Annotated in this window: 13 protein-coding genes and 1 other annotated feature; of the genes, 6 read left to right on the forward strand and 7 right to left on the reverse strand. The window is 43.8% G+C overall.

Translation table 11 applies throughout. The features are described from left to right. Positions 1-16: 16 nt before the first annotated feature. Positions 17-136 (reverse strand) — a sequence feature (16S ribosomal RNA rRNA prediction is too short). A gap of 617 nt (positions 137-753) precedes the next feature. Next, positions 754-4,653: a phosphoribosylformylglycinamidine synthase gene (purL, locus tag CYL31_RS18790; protein WP_212916661.1), complete on the reverse strand. Its 3,900-nt coding sequence runs from the start codon at positions 4,651-4,653 to the stop codon at positions 754-756. Between the two features lie 117 nt (positions 4,654-4,770). Then, a complete protein-coding gene (gene tadA / locus CYL31_RS18795) occupies positions 4,771-5,259 on the reverse strand; it encodes a tRNA adenosine(34) deaminase TadA (protein WP_212916662.1) in 489 nt (162 codons plus the stop codon). A 143-nt stretch (positions 5,260-5,402) separates the two neighbouring features. Between tadA and CYL31_RS18800 the strand changes: the two genes are divergently transcribed. Continuing rightward, positions 5,403-5,825, forward strand: a complete 423-nt coding sequence (locus CYL31_RS18800; protein WP_212916663.1) for a CBS domain-containing protein — start codon at positions 5,403-5,405, stop codon at positions 5,823-5,825. Position 5,826: 1 nt separating this feature from the next. Here CYL31_RS18800 and CYL31_RS18805 read toward each other — a convergent pair whose 3' ends face one another. From CYL31_RS18805 to CYL31_RS18820, 4 genes are all read right to left on the reverse strand, one after another. Continuing rightward, on the reverse strand, positions 5,827-6,084 hold the full coding sequence (locus tag CYL31_RS18805) for a cold-shock protein (protein WP_212916664.1): 258 nt from the start codon (positions 6,082-6,084) through the stop codon (positions 5,827-5,829). Between the two features lie 90 nt (positions 6,085-6,174). After that, positions 6,175-8,958 (reverse strand): valine--tRNA ligase, encoded by a 2,784-nt coding sequence (locus CYL31_RS18810; protein ID WP_212916665.1) that lies wholly within the window; start codon positions 8,956-8,958, stop codon positions 6,175-6,177. 131 nt (positions 8,959-9,089) lie between these two features. Next, on the reverse strand, positions 9,090-9,539 hold the full coding sequence (locus CYL31_RS18815) for a hypothetical protein (protein WP_212916666.1): 450 nt from the start codon (positions 9,537-9,539) through the stop codon (positions 9,090-9,092). A gap of 267 nt (positions 9,540-9,806) precedes the next feature. Next, positions 9,807-11,267: a leucyl aminopeptidase gene (locus CYL31_RS18820; RefSeq protein ID WP_212916667.1), complete on the reverse strand. Its 1,461-nt coding sequence runs from the start codon at positions 11,265-11,267 to the stop codon at positions 9,807-9,809. A 254-nt stretch (positions 11,268-11,521) separates the two neighbouring features. Between CYL31_RS18820 and lptF the strand changes: the two genes are divergently transcribed. Then, positions 11,522-12,637: an LPS export ABC transporter permease LptF gene (gene lptF, locus CYL31_RS18825; protein WP_249411630.1), complete on the forward strand. Its 1,116-nt coding sequence runs from the start codon at positions 11,522-11,524 to the stop codon at positions 12,635-12,637. A gap of 5 nt (positions 12,638-12,642) precedes the next feature. Next, entirely contained in the window at positions 12,643-13,704 is a 1,062-nt protein-coding gene (gene lptG, locus CYL31_RS18830) for an LPS export ABC transporter permease LptG (protein ID WP_212916669.1), read from the forward strand. 48 nt (positions 13,705-13,752) lie between these two features. Here the strand turns inward: lptG and CYL31_RS18835 are convergent, their stop codons facing one another. Then, positions 13,753-14,919 carry an aminotransferase class I/II-fold pyridoxal phosphate-dependent enzyme gene (locus CYL31_RS18835; RefSeq protein ID WP_212916670.1) on the reverse strand — a complete coding sequence of 389 codons (1,167 nt, stop codon included), beginning with the start codon at positions 14,917-14,919 and terminating at the stop codon, positions 13,753-13,755. Between the two features lie 168 nt (positions 14,920-15,087). Between CYL31_RS18835 and dksA the strand changes: the two genes are divergently transcribed. From dksA to CYL31_RS18850, 3 genes are all read left to right on the forward strand, one after another. Then, the gene (gene dksA / locus CYL31_RS18840; RefSeq protein WP_430010748.1) at positions 15,088-15,522 is read left to right on the forward strand and encodes an RNA polymerase-binding protein DksA; all 435 of its coding nucleotides are present in this window, start codon (positions 15,088-15,090) and stop codon (positions 15,520-15,522) included. Between the two features lie 5 nt (positions 15,523-15,527). Continuing rightward, positions 15,528-16,427: a tRNA glutamyl-Q(34) synthetase GluQRS gene (gene gluQRS / locus CYL31_RS18845; protein ID WP_212916672.1), complete on the forward strand. Its 900-nt coding sequence runs from the start codon at positions 15,528-15,530 to the stop codon at positions 16,425-16,427. A 102-nt stretch (positions 16,428-16,529) separates the two neighbouring features. After that, the gene (locus CYL31_RS18850) at positions 16,530-17,927 is read left to right on the forward strand and encodes a sigma-54-dependent transcriptional regulator (RefSeq protein WP_212916673.1); all 1,398 of its coding nucleotides are present in this window, start codon (positions 16,530-16,532) and stop codon (positions 17,925-17,927) included. The last annotated feature ends 358 nt before the right edge of the window (positions 17,928-18,285 follow it).

Genomic DNA, 18,285 nt, shown 5'->3' on the forward strand with positions numbered 1-18,285 from the left:
CCAACTAGCTAATCTTACGCAGGCTCATCTAATAGCGGAAGGCTCCGAAAAGTCCCCTCCTTTCCCCCTTAGGGCGTATGCGGTATTAGCATGCGTTTCCACATGTTGTCCCCCTCTACTAGGTAGATTCCTACGCGTTACTCACCCGTCCGCCGCTCGTCAGCAGGAGCAAGCTCCCCTGTTACCGCTCGACTTGCATGTGTTAAGCCTGCCGCCAGCGTTCAATCTGAGCCATGATCAAACTCTTCAGTTAAAAAGTTTGCTTACTCAAAATCTATTACACTAACAATAACTTAATCGACTCACTGCTCCGAAGAACAACAAGCCAACATAAAGCGAATTGACGTGTTAGACGTTTCGCAAGACTTCAATTTTTTTTGATCATCTCGAACCAGTTAAAAACCAATCCGGACAATCTTCTGAAGCCTCCAGCGAGCGCCCACACAAATTATCTGATTATCTATTTTAAAGAGCGTCTGATCTTACGTTCAACTCTCTTACCTAAGTAAGTGGCAAACTCTTGTTTGCGTCGTTGTCCGTGTCAGTGGGTGCGTATAATACATTCCAAAATTTTATGTGCAACCTCTTTTTTGAAATTCTTTTAATTATTTTAGTTTGCTGCCTTTTTTGTTCAAAAAACACTCAGAACAAAGCAAGGCTGCTTATTTATCAAACAATCCAAATCAATAACCATAAAAAAAGCCCCTAATCTTTCGATTAGAGGCTTTATGGTTTGCTATTAAAGCAACTAGATTAACCTAGCCACTTTCTCGCATTCTGGAACAAACGTAACCATGGCGCTTGCTCTTGCCATTCGCTTGGATGCCAGCTGTGCTGAACCGTACGATAAACACGCTCTGGGTGAGGCATCATAATAGTCACTCGACCATCTTCAGATGTTAAACCCGTTACACCTTGCGCAGAACCATTTGGGTTAAATGGATAACGTTCAGTTGCTTGACCGTAGTTATCTACATAACGCAATGCAATTTGGTTTGCTGTAGCAAGTGCAGCCATGTCTTGATCATCACGGTATTCCGTTTGACCTTCGCCATGAGCAACGGCAATCGGCATACGAGAACCTTCCATGCCGGCAAGCAAGATAGAGTTCGACTTTTGCACTTCTACCTGAACCAAACGAGCCTCAAACTGAGAAGATTGGTTACGAACAAACTTCGGCCAATGACCTGCACCAGGAATCAATTCGTATAAATTCGACAACATCTGACAACCATTACACACGCCAAGCGTGAAAGTATCAGGACGATTGAAGAAAGCTTCGAATTGCTCACGAGCAACTGGGTTGAAAAGGATAGACTTTGCCCAACCTTCACCAGCCCCCAATACGTCACCGTATGAGAAACCGCCACAAGCTACCAAACCACTAAACAGATCCAGCGTCGTACGACCAGACAAGATATCACTCATATGAACATCTACTGGAGTGAAACCGGCCTTATGGAAAGCGGCTGCCATTTCAACTTGGCCATTTACACCTTGCTCGCGTAGTACGGCAATCTTAGGTTTAACGCCAGACGCAATGAAGGCTGCAACAATATCTTCATTTTGATCAAAACGAACGTCAGCAGATAGACCTGGGTCTTTCGCATCCAACAGGCTATCAAATTCTTGCTGTGCTGAATCAGGATTATCACGCAATGCTTGAATACGGTAACTGGTTTCAGACCAAACACGCTGCCAATTAATACGCGTTTCTTCTAGCAATGTTTCACCAGCAAAACAAACACGGATCGAATCATCACCGGACAATGTTGCAATCGGAGTCGTCGTAACACCAGCGTTTGCATAAGCAGAAATAACTTCCGTTACATCAGACTCATTAACTTGGATGACTGCCCCCAACTCTTCATTAAATAAAGCTGGCGCCACTTGCATGCGATTAGTAATGGTTTCATCAAGATCAATATTCAACCCTAAATGACTCGCAAATGACATCTCAACTAAAGTAGCAAACGCACCGCCATCAGAACGGTCATGGTAAGCTAACAATTTACCTTCAGCATTTAATGCTTGAGTCGTATCGAAAAAGCCAGCCAATGCTGCTGCATCATCTACATCTGGCGCTTGCTGGCCCAGCTTATTATAAACCTGAGCAATAACAGAACCGCCAAGACGATTTTTACCCGCACCCAAGTCAATCAATAACAAACGCGTATCAGCTTTATTTTGCAGTTCAGGCGTAAGTGTTTTACGAACATCCGTAACTGGAGCAAAGGCTGAGATAACCAAAGACAAAGGTGAAGTAACAGCTTTTTCTTTGCCATCTTCTTTCCATACGGTCTTCATCGACATGGAGTCTTTACCCACTGGAATAGCAATATCCAATGCTGGACACAACTCCATACCGACAGCTTTTACCGTTTGATAGAGTTTTTCATCTTCGCCTTCATGGCCAGCAGCCGCCATCCAGTTTGCAGACAACTTAATGCTACTACGTTTAGTAATGTGTGCTGCAGCCAAGTTAGTTAACGCTTCACCAACCGCCATACGACCCGATGCTGGCGCATCCAATAAAGCAATAGGCGTACGCTCGCCCATCGTCATAGCTTCGCCGGTGTAGCTTTCTAAAGAAGACGTTGTTACCGCCACATCCGCTACAGGCACTTGCCATGGACCCACCATTTGATCGCGAGCAACCATACCCGTGATTGAGCGATCACCAATAGTGATCAAGAAGTTCTTGCTCGCTACCGTAGGCAAACTCAATACGCGATTTGCAGCCTCCGCAAGATCTACTTCTACCGCCGTGAAATTATCACCAGCAATAATCGATTTGGTTGCTTCACGGTGCATCTTAGGCGGTTTGCCAAATAAAACAGACATTGGCAAATCAACAGGATTATTACCAAAATGTTCATCTGCTACTTGCAAATGCATTTCTTCTTTCGCTTCACCAACGATGGCAAAAGGACAACGTTCACGCTCACAAATCGCCGTAAATTCTGCGACACGATCTGGAGAAACTGCCATAACATAACGCTCTTGCGATTCGTTACACCAGATTTCTAGTGGAGACATGCCCGGCTCATCATTAAGCACCTTACGCAAATCAAAGTTACCACCGCGTTCGCCGTCTTTTACTAGTTCAGGCAAAGCGTTAGACAAACCACCAGCGCCCACATCATGGATAAAGCTGATTGGGTTTTTATCGCCAAGCTGCCAGCAACGGTCGATCACTTCCTGACAACGACGCTCCATTTCTGGGTTACCACGTTGTACAGAAGCAAAATCAAGATCTTCGTTACCATCGGCAGATGCCATAGAAGACGCTGCGCCGCCGCCAAGACCAATCAACATCGCAGGACCACCAAGTACGATTAACTTAGCGCCAACTTTGATCTCTTGTTTTTCAACATGCTCACGACGAATGTTACCGATACCGCCCGCCAACATGATTGGCTTGTGATAACCACGCACTTCTTCTTGAGACGCGCCTTGGATGGTTTGTTCGTAAGTACGGAAGTAACCCAATAGGTTTGGACGACCAAACTCATTATTAAATGCGGCGCCACCAATAGGCCCTTCGATCATAATGTCCAAAGGCGTTACGATACGAGATGGTTTGCCATAGTAGCTTTCCCATGGCTGTTCAAAACCTGGGATTTTAAGATCAGATACTGTGTAACCGCTCAAACCTGCTTTTGGTTTAGAACCAATACCTGTCGCGCCTTCATCACGGATCTCACCACCAGAACCTGTTGCTGCGCCAGAAAATGGTGAAATGGCCGTTGGGTGGTTGTGGGTTTCTACCTTCATCAAAATATCGATGTGTTCATGACTGAAATCGTATTCACGTGTTTCTGCCGACGGGAAGAAACGACCACCAAAGTGACCTTCCATCACAGCAGCGTTGTCTTTATAAGCAGACAAGGTGCCATGTGGATTATGTTCGTGAGTGTTCTTGATCATTTTAAACAAAGAGCGCTCTTGCTCTTCGCCATCAATGGTCCAAGACGCATTAAAGATTTTATGACGACAATGTTCAGAGTTTGCTTGAGCAAACATCATTAGCTCAACATCGATTGGGTTACGACCCAACTCAATGAAAGACTCAACAAGATAATCAATTTCGTCATCAGCAAGGGCAAGACCGAGCGTTTGGTTTGCCTCAACCAAGGCTGCACGGCCGCCACCTAGAACATCAACACTTGTCATTGGTGCCGGTTCTGCATGAGAGAACATGTCAGTCGCGTCGCTCAATGCCGGAAGCACGCTTTCTGTCATGCGGTCATGCAACATAGCAGACAACAAATCTAGCTCTTCAAGCGCCAATGGCACCGAGCTATGGATAAAGTATTCCACGCCACGTTCAACGCGGGATACGGCCGCAAGGCCACAGTTATGAAGGATATCGGTTGCTTTCGATGACCAAGGTGAAATCGTTCCTAAACGAGGAACCACTAAAACACTTTGATCAGATGAACTGACTTGGGAGGATTTAGGACCGTAGGCCAAAGCGCGTTGTAGAACAGTTTCCTGTTCAGCAGTAAGCGTTTGATTATCAACCAGCTCCACAAAATGGAGAAATTGAGCATCAACATCTGTGACAGATGGGATAGATGCTTGCATATTGGCTAATAACTTTGCCTTGCGAAACGCTGATAGCGCTGCGGAACCATGCAGAGTTAGCATGTTGAGTATTGCCTCACTTGGTAGTTTTGGGGAAATGGTGCGGGTATTTTAAATCAATGAAGCAAATAGAGGCTAGCAGAGTATGAAATTTCTACACAAAATGACGGAATTAATCACCTAAATCGCCTTTTTTGCCTGTTCCTTGAGCTTCTTTTTTTGTTCGCGACGATATTGAAAGAACTGAGTAAGCTGACTAGAAGCTATTTCGGCCAATACACCAGACTCAACTTTCACCTTGTGATTAAGAAATGGCGCTTCAAAGAATTGTCCCTGACTTTCTACAATACCGCTTTTGGGTTCCGTCGCTGCATAAACCACTCTATCAATACGCGCATGAACCATAGCGCCAGCGCACATAGAGCAAGGCTCCAATGTTACATATAAAGTAGCATCGGGCAGACGATAATTATTCATGGTTTTACAGGCCATACGAATCGCTTGAATTTCTGCATGGGCAGTTGGGTCACAAAGAGAAATTGGCCCGTTGTAGCCCTCACCGATAATTTCGTCATTAAGCACGACAATAGCGCCCACTGGGATTTCATTTTCTGATGCCGCTTTTGCAGCCAGCGCTATCGCGCGTTCCATCCATTCTTGATCTGTCATTATTGATCTACCTCAAGGCCGCTATACTTTTTCTAATACACAGTTGCCTTGTAAGACATAATTGCCTTTCATACTTAATACGCTCTACACTGAACCTTACTGTCAAAATAAACACGCTGAAATAGACATATGGAGACTGATTCATGCGCACTGTAGCCGACTTAATGATTACTAACTTAATTACATTAAGAGAAAATGATTCTTTGGCAAAAGCCAAAGCATTGATGCAAGAAAAAAACATTAGGAACATCCCAATCGTCAATGACGCAGGGGAATGTGTTGGCATGCTCACGCAGCGAGAATACTTACGTCACGCCTTCCATCTTGTTAGTCAGTTTGGCACCCAGCAGCTTTCAAAAAAAGAGCAGCAAACTCCCATCACTAATGCGATGAATAAAGACATACTTACCGTAAGCCCTGACACAGATTTGGACATGGCCGCAGAGTTTTTCATTGAAAACAAATACGGCTGCCTACCAGTAACTCAAGACAACAAACTCGTTGGTATCATTACGCCAGTCGACTTCGTCAAACTCGCGCACAAGATGCTAACAGAATCTAAATAAACTAAGCACTTTCAAGCTGTTGATTAGAGTCAGAGGATGCAACTTGCGCCTCTTTTTCTAAACGCACTTCCATCGCTTGCAAGCCAAAATCAGTTTCAGATAAAAGAAAACTAACCGACTGCCCTTTTCTCAGGCTTTTGTGTCCATCACAAACAATCGACTTGTAATGCACAAACACATCGCTGTCGTCTTCTCTCTTAATAAAACCCACGCCTTTAGCGTCGTTAAACCACTTAACTTTTCCAGTTAATCTTTCCATTACTATCTCGCCTCTTTTTTATTTTTATTAAGTAAGCGTAAGGTCAGAAACCAAAACAGACTTCCGACCTTATGTTTTTACAACGCGTATTTACAAAGATTCAATACTGATCTTTTGCTCTTCTAACTTACCGACCGCCAACTGCAAGTCATCACACTTAGCGCGCTCTTTCTCAACCACTTCAACAGGCGCTTTCGCCACAAAACTGTCGTTGGAAAGTTTGCCTTGGATGCGTTGCAATTCTTTTGACGCTTTATCGATTTCTTTTTGCAAACGAGCAAGTTCAGCTTCTTTATCAATCAAGCCAGCCATTGGTACAAGCACTTCCATATCACCCACTAACGCAGTGGCTGACATTGGCGCTTCATCGCCCGCATTCAACCAAGTTACAGACTCTAATTTAGCCAGCGTTTGCAAGAAGGTTAAGTTCGCATCCAAACGAGCCTGATCTTGCTCAGAACCATTACGGAAAAAAATAGTAAGCGGCTTAGAAGGAGAAATATTCATTTCACCACGGATATTACGAATGCCTTCGATAACACCTTTCAGCCATTCAACGTCTGCTTCTGCTTGCGCGTCTTTTTTCGCTTCATCAGCCGCTGGGTATTTACCCAACATAACGGTTTCGCCTTCGATGCCAGCTAGCGGTGCAACACGCTGCCAAATTTCTTCGGTCAAGAATGGCATCATTGGATGAGCAAGACGAAGGAAAGCTTCCAATACGCGAACCAAGGTACGACGAGTACCCGTCAATTGCGCTGCTGTGGCACTTTCGTCCCAAAGTACAGGCTTAGACAATTCCAAATACCAATCACAGTATTCGTGCCACATAAATTCGTACAATGCTTGAGAAGCCAAATCGAAACGATGCGTATCGAAAGCACGATTTACTGCGTCTTCAGCATGTTGCAAGCGAGAAATAATCCACTTGTCGGCAAGAGACAGCTCAACCTCAGCGCCATTCTGCCCACAGTCTTGATCTTCAGTATTCATCAAGACATAACGCGTCGCGTTCCAAATCTTGTTACAGAAGTTACGGTAACCTTCAAGACGATTAAGATCGAACTTAATATCTCGACCACCAGACGCCAATGAACAAAGCGTAAAGCGCAGTGCATCAGTACCGTAGGCTTGAATACCTTCTGGGTAGGTTTCACGAGTATTCTTTTCGACTTTTTCAGCCAAGCGCGGCTGCATCATGCCGTAAGTACGTTTCGCAACCAAAGATTCGATATCAATACCATTAATCAAATCCAGTGGATCGATAACATTACCTTTGGATTTCGACATTTTATCACCGCGCTCATCACGAATAAGGCCAGTGATATAAACCGTTTTAAACGGTACTTTGTCGGTAAACTTCAATGTCATCATAATCATTCTGGCAACCCAGAAGAAAATGATATCAAAGCCGGTTACCAACACATCCGACTCACTAAACTCAGCAAAATCTTGTGTTTCTTCTGGCCAGCCTTGTGTAGCAAAGGTCCAAAGAGCGGAAGAGAACCAAGTATCTAGCACGTCTTCATCTTGAGTTAGCCCAACATCAGCACCTAGGCTGTATTTTGCGCGAACTTCCTCTTCATTTTTACCAACGTAGTGTTTGCCATCCGCATCATACCAGGCTGGAATCTGATGCCCCCACCAAAGCTGACGAGAAATACACCAATCCTGAAGGTCACGCATCCAAGCAAAATAAGTGTTTTCCCATTGCTTAGGCACAAATTGGATATCGCCATTTTCAACAGCTTCGATCGCAGGCTTAGCCAATGATTCAACCGCGACATACCACTGCTGTGTTAGATAAGGTTCAATAACCGTATTGCCACGTTCACCACGTGGTACTTTTAATTTGTGATCAACAACTTTCTCAAGCAAGCCAAGCGCATCAAAATCAGCAACAACCGCTTTTCGAGCGTCAAAACGATCCATACCACGATATTTTTCAGGCGCTACGTCGTTGATCGCCGCATCGTCGGTCAAAATATTGATCAATGGCATGTCGTGGCGCTTGCCTACTTCATAGTCATTGAAATCGTGAGCGGGCGTAATTTTCACACAACCCGTACCAAATTCTTTATCTACATATTCGTCAGCAACGATTGGAATACGACGACCAACCAATGGCAATTCAACAAATTTACCAACAAGATCTGTAAAGCGCTCGTCATCCAATGCAACCGCAACAGCAGCGTCACCGAACATAGTTTCAGGACGTGTCGTTGCTACAACGATGTGATCTTTGCCATCAGTTGTTTTCACACCATCAGCAAGTGGGTAACGGAAGTACCACATGAAGCCATTTTCTTCTTCAGAAACGACTTCAAGATCAGAAATTGCCGTATGCAACACTGGATCCCAGTTTACAAGACGCTGACCACGGTAAATGATGCCTTCGTCAAATAAACGTACAAACACTTCCTGAACCGCAGCCGACATGCCCGGATCCATAGTGAAACGTTCTTTATCCCAAGCAACAGAATCACCTAAAACGCGCATCTGATCAGAAATAGTACCGCCAGATTCACCCTTCCATTCCCAGACTTTTTCAAGGAACTTTTCACGACCAAGATCATGACGAGTAATATTCTGAGCGGCTAATTGGCGTTCAACCACCATTTGAGTCGCGATACCCGCATGGTCACAACCCGGCTGCCACAAAGTACGGCTACCTTTCATGCGTTCACGGCGAATCATCGCATCCATCAAGGTATGCTGAAAAGCATGCCCCATGTGCAAACTACCGGTGACGTTTGGTGGTGGAATCATGATAGAGAATGGAGAACCGTTGCCTTGAGGGGAAAAATATCCACCCTCTTCCCAACGTTTATAAATAGGCTGTTCAATACTCTGAGGTTGGTAGGTCTTTTCCATTATGATGTCTTAAGGCTCTTATGTAGCGATCAATTGTAAGTTGAAGAATTATAACGTGTCATAACAAGATAAAGAATAACACGTGGGTAATTAAGCCGTCTGCAGATACGTAAAACGACTATTGATTTGTATTACTCTTCTTGAATTGTATTACCATTCTGGACTGCCCTAGCAGACTGCAATGCTTGCATCACTTCCGATACCAACTCTGGCAAACGTTTTTCAAGTACTTCCGCAATGGTTTTGGCAATAAGTTCTTGGGATAAAACAGAATCAGTAACAACATTATCTGGTGTCGCTGTATCTAAAGAATGATCAAAGAGATCATTTTGAGAAGCTTCTTGTTGAACACTTTCACTAACAGCTTCTTCTTTTAATTCTTCATCCATTAAAGGGTCATCAAAAGAGTGCGCCAAGTGCTCTTCCTGACTTACGGAAAAAGCCGTTTTCTCGACGTCGACTCTCTCAGCGACAATATCCATCAAAATAGGAATGTCATCTTGATTCCGTAAAGCGGAAATCAAGGTTTCTTCATCTGGCTCAAAAACACCATCATCATACTGAGTGGCTAAATCTGACATAGGAAAAACCAATATTAAGAAGGCAAAATACAAGGATTAAGCAATATTATTCGCTTAACCCATCATTTGAAGCCCTCAACTTTCGCATTGAAGAACACAAAAGTCCACCCTCTCCAAATGAAGATAATAGACTCAACCTAGCCCGAAAAAAAATAACACCTTGATCAGACTAATCTTTCCTTTTAAAAGACTGAATAAAAAAAAGCAGCAACCATTAATGATTGCTGCTTTTAATAAACGCTATGCGTCAGTAATAGAGCGAGTTAGTTACGCTTTACCAAGCAAATAGCGTGTCAACAAAGCCACTGGACGACCACTTGCTCCTTTGGCTGCACCACCAGCCCAAGCTGTGCCGGCAATATCCAAATGCGCCCAAGGATAAGAACCAGTAAAGCGAGACAAGAAACACGCAGCAGTAACAGATCCCGCTTCTGGACCACCAATATTACCAATGTCTGCAAAATTACTATCAAGCTGCTGCTGATATTCTTCGTCTAGCGGCATTTGCCAAATCTTATCGGCAGAAACTTGGCTTGCTGTTTTCAATTCTGATGCTAGATCATCATTGTTCGCGTACATACCTGAGTTAACGCTACCCAAAGCAACCACACAAGCACCCGTAAGAGTGGCAATATCAACAACTGATTTCGGTTTGAAGCGCTCAATGTAAGTCAAAGCATCACAAAGCACTAAACGACCTTCGGCATCGGTATTTAAAATCTCTACCGTTTGACCAGACATGGTTTTCACAATATCGCCTGGCTTAGTTGCACGACCACTTGGCATATTCTCAGCGGCTGCAATAACAGCCGTGAAGTTCAATTTTGGTTTTAACTCACAAATCGCTTTCATCGTACCGAAAACGCTAGCAGCACCACACATATCGTATTTCATCTCGTCCATTTTCGGACCAGGCTTCAAGGAAATACCACCGGTATCGAAAGTAATACCTTTACCCAGAAGAACGTGAGGCGCCTCGCCTTCCTCTCCACCACGATAGTTCATTACAATCAAATAACTTGGCTGATCACTACCATGACCTACAGACAACAAGCAATGCATGCCTAGCTCATCCATTTTACTTTCGTCTAGTAACTCAACACCGATACTGTACTCTTCACCTAGCTGCTGCGCTTTAGATGCTAAGTAACTTGGCGTACACACGTTACCAGGAAGATTTCCTAGTTGACGAGCAAAAGCAGAACCTTTCGCCGTAGCCGTACCAATTGCCAAAGCCGCTTCATCTGTGCCCTCTAACAATAAGGACGTAACTTTTGTCGCTTTCTCAGCATCGTCTTTTTTAAAGCCAAGGAAGTTGTAAAAGCCTTCATTTAACCATTGAGCAACCAGAGCGAGCACATCAGCCTGAGAACGATTTTTCAGCACTAACCCAGCGCTTGCGACCGCAACTGATGCGAATGGCAAACCTTTAATTTGAGCTGCTACGGCGGCAATGACTTTACGAGCTTGCATATCACTCAACTGAGCATCTTTACCAATGCCAACTAACAACACCGCCTGTGCGAAATCTTGTGATACACCAGGTAGCAATAGCGTTTGTGCCACGCCACCTTTAAATACACCTGTTTCACGTAATTGAGAGACTTGCCCATTGGCACTCTCATCAATCCAAGACGTTGACTCCGGAAAGTCACCCTCACTTGGAACAAATGCAACAAGCAAATCCGCTTGAACTGTGGATAAGCGATCAAATAACGCCATATTCATGAAAAAACCCTCAATAAAATAACTTCAAGACATTTACACAAGGCCACCAGCGAAGCAAAGACAAAGCAAAAACACGATTTATTTGTCATAAATCGGCATTTTTAAGCCATTTTCAAACACCCTATTTGCCAGCAGTGTTGTCGTGCAAAGGTCTCATTTTAAAAAAAACTGGATAATATACTTCTTACCACGAGATAATGGGGGCTTTAGATATGTAATCAACTCTACGCTTAAAAAGCAGAATCCATCCAGAGGTGACTTTGAGACTATTCCGATACTTAGCGAAAGAAGTGCTTGTGTCAACTGTTGGCGTAACTCTTATTTTACTGCTCGTTATTCTAAGTGGTCGAATTTCCACCTACTTAGGCCGTATTGCCGACGGAAGAATGACCTTCGAATTTTTATTCGTCATTCTCGGCTACCATGTTCCTAGTTTCGTACAGATGATTCTGCCGCTGGCTTTTTTCTTGGCCTTGCTACTTTCGTTTGGTCGTCTTTATATAGAAAACGAAATGTCTGTGCTCTTTTCCAGCGGCATTAGTAAACTAAAACTTGCCGGTTACACTCTTGGCATTGCCTTTATTGTCGGCTCGGTCAGCGCTTCTGTGAATTTTTGGCTCGCGCCATACAGCGAATATAAAGCAGCAGAAGCCTCTCAGGCGCAAGACCAACTATCTGCCTTTGACTTTCTCATCCCCGGACGCTTTGAAGGCAGCGGCCAACGCACAAGCTACATAGATAGCTTTACTGAAGAAGGCTGGATGAATCAAATATTCCTTTCTGATGTCGTGCGCAAAAAAGACACTAATATTCCAATACAAACATTTGCAGCTTATGCAGAACAAATCCGCATTAGCTCTGAAGGCAATCAAAACTATCTTGTCTTCAAGAATGGCACACGTTACGAAGGCAAACCTGGCACTGCGAACTACAGCATTACACAATTTGATACCTACGCAGTGCGCATGGAAAGTAAAGATGAGAGCATCATTGATGATCCATATACAAAAACCACTTTTAGCTTAATAAACAGCGATAATCTTTTAGAAAAAGTCGAGCTCCAATGGCGTATTTCATTGGTTATTATTATTCCTATCCTTGCCATCATTGGACTTTCGCTAAGCCAGGTAAATCCAAGACAAGGCCGTTTTTTCAAAATGCTACCTGCTATCCTGTTGATGATATTCTATATCGCCCTTCTCATTTGGGGACGTACAGGCCTCGAAAAAGGCAGGCTCCCTATTCAACTCGGTTTATGGTGGATACATGGCATGTTCATACTCATCGCTGCAGTGCTTTTTGCGCAGTACAATCAAGTCTTTGAGCGCCGCAAAGCCAGACTTCCCAACGCAGCGGACTCAAACGAGTAACCAATATGACTAAAATAGATAAATACATTGCCAGCAGCGTTTTATGGGCATTTTTAATTGTCGCCGTGGTACTGCTTGGATTAGATTTTGCGCTAACTTTTATAGAGCAAATCAAAAAAGTAAATGATAACTACACCATTCAATCTCTGTTACAGGTGATCATGTTCCGCCTGCCTGGAAAATTAGCAGAATACATTCCAGTGGCCTCATTGATTGGCACCCTAATGGGCTTAGGCACATTAGCTGCGACATCAGAATTAACCGTTATGCGTGCCGCGGGAATGCCAATCTGGCGCATTGGTATTGCAGCATGCCAACCAATCCTATTTGTTTCCCTGCTAGGCATGGGGATTTCAGAATTTGTTGCCCCTGTTGCAGAGCAAAAAGCGAACCTAATAGAAAAATTCAAAGGCCAAGAAAGTGGAACTTTCTCACTAACAGGAGGCGTCTGGCTAAAAGCCGACAATACTTTTGTTTACATTGATGCTGCGGACGATATGGGCAAGCTATATGGTATACAAATTTTCTCGCCTGATGGCCAGAAATTGAAAAACATAATAACGGCAAGCAGCGCACAACATACTGAAGGCTCTCAATGGCAATTAAATAACGTAACAGAAACAGTCTTCGCCTCCGATCATGTAGAGAAAAAAAGCATGGAGCACGCGAACTGGAACGTTAGCATCACACCAGAACACTTGTTTTTAGCATCACAAGAACCCGACGCTTTGTCTTTAAGTCAGCTTAAAAACTACCAAACTTACTTAAAGCAGCAAAAACTCGATGGCGCCCAGTATGAATTGGAGTTTTGGATTACCGCACTGCGACCAATCGCCTCGTTAGCACTCGTGCTTGTTGCACTATCAAGCGTCTTCGGACCACTTAGGTCTTCCACAATGGGCGGTCGAATATTTACAGGGGTCATAATAGGCTTGGCATTTCAAAATGCGCTCAACCTATTTGGCCGTATGAGTGTCGCCATTAACTTCCCACCAGTCATCGGCGTTAGCATTCCAATTGTTATCTGCTTACTAGCAGGTTTCATATTAGTAAGGCGCAGAGGGTAGACTCTGCACCTTACTCTTAAATAACAAATCAAACCGCCATATCTACAACTAAGAAGCCATGAAACGAGCAATCCTTTCTAAGGCTTTTTGCAACCTCTGTTCATCGCAGGTATAAGCAAACCGCACGTACTTATGTGCGTCCTTGACACCAAAATCCGCACCTGGCGTGAGCGCTACTTTTTCTTGCTCAAGTAACTCTAAACACCAAGTCATAGCATCCTGCGTCACGCTCGACACATCAACATAGATATAAAAAGCCCCATGCGCCGGCGCAACTACTGGCAAACCTATCACCTCCAAGCCTTCCAATAAAACCAATCGGCGAGCGTTCAATGTTTGCCGACGCACTTCACACTCGGCGAATACATCTGGCGAAAACGCTCGCACCGCCGCATATTGAGCCACACTTGATGCCGCGATAAATAAGTTTTGCGCTAGCTTAGTCGCGCCTTCAATTGCCCATTCAGGCACAACTAACCAACCCAATCGCCAGCCTGTCATGGCAAAATATTTCGAGAAACTATTAACAACAAAAATATCATCAGAAATAGAAAGAGCAGAAAAGTCATCACCCTCATAAACCAAACCTTGGTAGATTTCATCCACCAGCAAATGGCCGCCAAATTCACTTACCTTTTCCCAAGCCTGCGAAATATAAGATTTACTAAGCACCGCACCTGTCGGATTAGATGGAGAAGCAAGCCAAAGCCCAGATGTATTTTTATCCCAATGGTCGGATAACGTATTCAGATCCAGCTCAAAACCCTCTTCAGGCTTTGTCTCAACCAGCTTTGCTGTCGCGCCAGCCTGAATTAAAAAATGTCTATTACATGGATAACATGGGTCAGGCATCACCACTTCTTCGCCAGCGTTCACCATCAGCGACGCCATTAGTAACAAAGCCCCTGATGCACCTGGCGTAACAATAATTCGTTCTGGCGAGACGGTTACCTGATAGCGACTAAGATAATAATCACTAATAGCACGCTTAAGCTCAGGCAAACCCGTTGCCGAGGTATAACCTGTTTTACCTTGCTGAATAGCTTCCACACCAGCGTTAGCAACCGCTTCTACAGCAACAAAATCTGGCTCACCAACCTCAAGATGAATAACGTCTTCACCTTGAGATTGCAGCTGTTTGGCTCGAGCCAATACTTCCATCACCTGAAACGGCGAAATTTGCTCAACTCTGGTTGCTAACTTATGCTTTTCCATCCCGTTTTCTCTACCTTTATCAACTCGTTTCAAAAATATCGCGACATTTTGCGCAAAAAATGTGGTTAACAGCCACATTATCTGGTAAGTTTCCGCCCGAAAATAAATCACCTAATTTTATTGGTTACAGGCTACCACAATGGAAACCTGCGAAGTGAGGCAATGCGTATGCCAAATATGAACCCTGAATCATTAATGAAAGACTTCACTCCTTATGTTGCTAAGGATGGCGAAGAATACATGAACGAAAACCAGTTGGCGCACTTTAAAAGCATTCTACTCAACTGGAAGCAAAATCTTATGGAAGAGGTTGATCGCACCGTTCACCACCTTAAAGAAGAGGCTGTGAACTATGCTGATCCAAATGACCGAGCTAGCCAAGAAGAAGAATTTAGCCTAGAACTTCGCGCTCGAGATCGCGAACGTAAATTGGTTAAAAAAATCTCTCAAACGATTGAGCTTATCGATGCTGACGATTATGGCTTCTGCGAAGAGTGCGGTATCGAAATCGGCATTCGTCGTTTAGAAGCTCGTCCGACAGCGACCATGTGTATTGATTGCAAAACACTGGCTGAAATCAAAGAGAAACAAATCGGCGGCTAACACTGGTGTCTCACCACACTAACCCCGAACAAACTCTCTATCGTGGCCGTTTTGCACCTTCGCCAACCGGCCCACTCCACTTTGGCTCGCTAGTCAGCGCATTAGCGAGCTATTTGGATGCAAAAAAACAGCACGGCAGCTGGATCATTCGCATTGAAGATGTGGATGGCACACGCTGCAAATCCAGCTTCACCGAACAAATCACCAAGACTCTCGATAGTTACCAGCTTTTTTCCGACGAATCTATTCGAGTTCAAAGCCAGCACATTAATATTTACGAACAACAGCTGTCTGAATTAAAAAAACAACAGATCGTATTTCCATGCAATTGCACACGCCAGTCTCTTGCTAAATACAGCGGCAATCACCCAACTGAATGTCCAAGCACGCTAAACACCCCCCATTCATGGCGACTAAAAACCAGTTCGAAGATTTATCAATGCCAAGACAGTATTCAAGGCACTTTATTATTTACTGAAGATCTCAAAAATAATTGCCCAGTTTTAAAAAGAAAAGACGGCTTTTTTTCCTACCAACTTGCGGTTGTCGTCGACGACCACTTCCAAAATATTAGCCACTTAGTTAGGGGCGCAGATCTAATTGAAACCACCGCTCAACAGCTTCACCTCTATGATTTATTTGGATGGATACCGCCGAACATTTGCCACATCCCACTCATCACCAATCACTCTGGCGATAAAATAAGCAAACAAAATCATGCCAAGCCAATTAAAAACGGCCACCTTCCTACACTCTTGCGCGCACTACACTATCTTAAGATTGATCTGCTAGAACCATCTTCGATTACAGAGGCCCTATCGCTAGCCATCGAAGCGTGGGATGCAAGTAAACTAAAAGAAATCAAAAACCTTCCACTGGAAGAGCAAGACCTGCATTTCATCTAAGTTTTTTGTCAACTCAATTCTCCTTAATTCAACTCAAGTCCATCTCGACCAAACAGCCTTCATGTGTATAATCGTTACATTAGTTACAAGAGGTGACACTTTATGCACAGCATTATGATCATTTGCCCAGACAACTCCCCACTTAAAGAATCAGAAAAGTGGCTGTCTCGATATGGCTTTCAAGTAAACACCAGCAGTACGTTTGAACAAGCCAATAGATATTATGAACTGTCTGAATTTCACCTATTGCTGATTGACCAAGAAGCCATCAACCATCTCGCCGAAAGCAACACAGAACTCCCTAGCGTGCCAAATCGCATCGTACTTGATGCAAAGGCCAGCCTAAGCACAGGCGTCAGCAGCATGGCACAGGGGGCGCTTTACTACCTACCCCTGCCGACAGACTCTGAAACACTACTTAAGCATGTTGTGAATGCCCTAGAACAAAAAGATCGCCCCACACCAATCTCAGAAGCAACAGCTCAATCCCACCAATCCAATACTGAAGAAGAATCCATCACTCTAGGCTCTGCCGGAAGTGGCATTATCGGCCAGTGCCCACCAATGCAAGAACTCTTCAGCGACATGCGTAAGATCGCAGAAACCCATGTCACTGTCCTTATCCGAGGAGAGTCTGGAACAGGCAAAGAATTGGTTGCCAAAGCACTTCACAACTTAAGTCAACGTCACAACCATCCAATTATTAGCGTCAACTGCGCCGCCATTCCAGAAAACCTAATAGAATCAGAGCTTTTCGGTCATGAAAAAGGCGCTTTCACCGGAGCAAACGCCTCACATGACGGCCTAATTTTTGCTGCTGATAAAGGTACGCTCTTCTTAGATGAAATTGGCGAACTACCACTAGAAGCACAAGCAAGACTATTACGAGTATTACAAGAAGGCGAAATACGCAGGGTGGGTGCCACACAATCAACCAAAGTAAATATTCGATTAATTACCGCCACCCACAGAAACCTAATAGAAATGGTTAAGCAAGGACTTTTCCGAGAAGACTTATACTATCGACTTTACGTGATGGAGCTCCTCCTGCCGCCACTGAGGGACAGGGGAGATGATATTTCCATGCTTGCGCAAATACTTCTCGAAAACGCCTGTAAAAAACACAACAAGCCAATATACAAATACAATCAAACATTCGATAAAGCCATACGTGCACACAACTGGCCTGGAAATGTACGAGAACTGGAAAATGCCATCGAAAGAGCGGTTATTTTGAGCCCGCCAGAAAGAGTTGAAGCAGCTAATCTCAAACTCGCCAGCCAGCAAAACAAGCCCAATAGCACTAATATTTCGCTATCAACAAAACAAGATTTAATGACAGGAACAACGCTGGACGATTACTTCAAACACTTTGTCCTTACGCACCAACACAAGATGACCGAGACACAACTTGCACATTCCTTGGGCATATCAAGAAAAAGCTTATGGGAAAGACGACAGAAACTAGCTATACCCAAAAAAGTAACAACCGAAAAGTAACACTTGCTACCAAAATACCCAAAAAATAAACACAAAACTGTAAAGAAAGTGTACAAAAATATGCCAAAACCCAACAAAATCAGCACTTTATTGTTTTTGGCACAACAAATGCCTTATATATGACACAACGATAAGAAGATTGACCAAGAATAAAAATAAGTTAATCGTCGTATGTAGGTTCTTAAAAATAACAATAAAAACTAGGAACACCGTAGCCTCTTCAAATAAAAATAAAAATTTGAGGCTATGGATGGAAAATCGCTTTGGATAATTGATCTTTTTAGATATACAAGCCTTCGGGCAATGAAAACGATGCAATAATAAAAATAAAACCTGAGTAGAACTGCAGAAGCAGCAC

The organism is Marinomonas sp. A3A (genome assembly GCF_018336955.1).
GTDB lineage: Bacteria > Pseudomonadota > Gammaproteobacteria > Pseudomonadales > Marinomonadaceae > Marinomonas > Marinomonas lutimaris.

Excerpts from the sequence above, each read along its gene's own strand:
- CYL31_RS18815 (WP_212916666.1), bottom strand. The coding sequence starts at position 9,539 with ATGTCAGATTTAGCCACTCAGTATGATGATGGTGTTTTTGAGCCAGAT.
- CYL31_RS18810 (WP_212916665.1), bottom strand. The coding sequence starts at position 8,958 with ATGGAAAAGACCTACCAACCTCAGAGTATTGAACAGCCTATTTATAAA.
- CYL31_RS18805 (WP_212916664.1), bottom strand. The coding sequence starts at position 6,084 with ATGGAAAGATTAACTGGAAAAGTTAAGTGGTTTAACGACGCTAAAGGC.
- CYL31_RS18800 (WP_212916663.1), top strand. The coding sequence starts at position 5,403 with ATGCGCACTGTAGCCGACTTAATGATTACTAACTTAATTACATTAAGA.
- purL (WP_212916661.1), bottom strand. The coding sequence starts at position 4,653 with ATGCTAACTCTGCATGGTTCCGCAGCGCTATCAGCGTTTCGCAAGGCA.
- CYL31_RS18835 (WP_212916670.1), bottom strand. The coding sequence starts at position 14,919 with ATGGAAAAGCATAAGTTAGCAACCAGAGTTGAGCAAATTTCGCCGTTT.
- CYL31_RS18850 (WP_212916673.1), top strand. The coding sequence starts at position 16,530 with ATGCACAGCATTATGATCATTTGCCCAGACAACTCCCCACTTAAAGAA.
- lptG (WP_212916669.1), top strand. The coding sequence starts at position 12,643 with ATGACTAAAATAGATAAATACATTGCCAGCAGCGTTTTATGGGCATTT.
- CYL31_RS18820 (WP_212916667.1), bottom strand. The coding sequence starts at position 11,267 with ATGAATATGGCGTTATTTGATCGCTTATCCACAGTTCAAGCGGATTTG.
- tadA (WP_212916662.1), bottom strand. The coding sequence starts at position 5,259 with ATGACAGATCAAGAATGGATGGAACGCGCGATAGCGCTGGCTGCAAAA.
- dksA (WP_430010748.1), top strand. The coding sequence starts at position 15,088 with ATGCCAAATATGAACCCTGAATCATTAATGAAAGACTTCACTCCTTAT.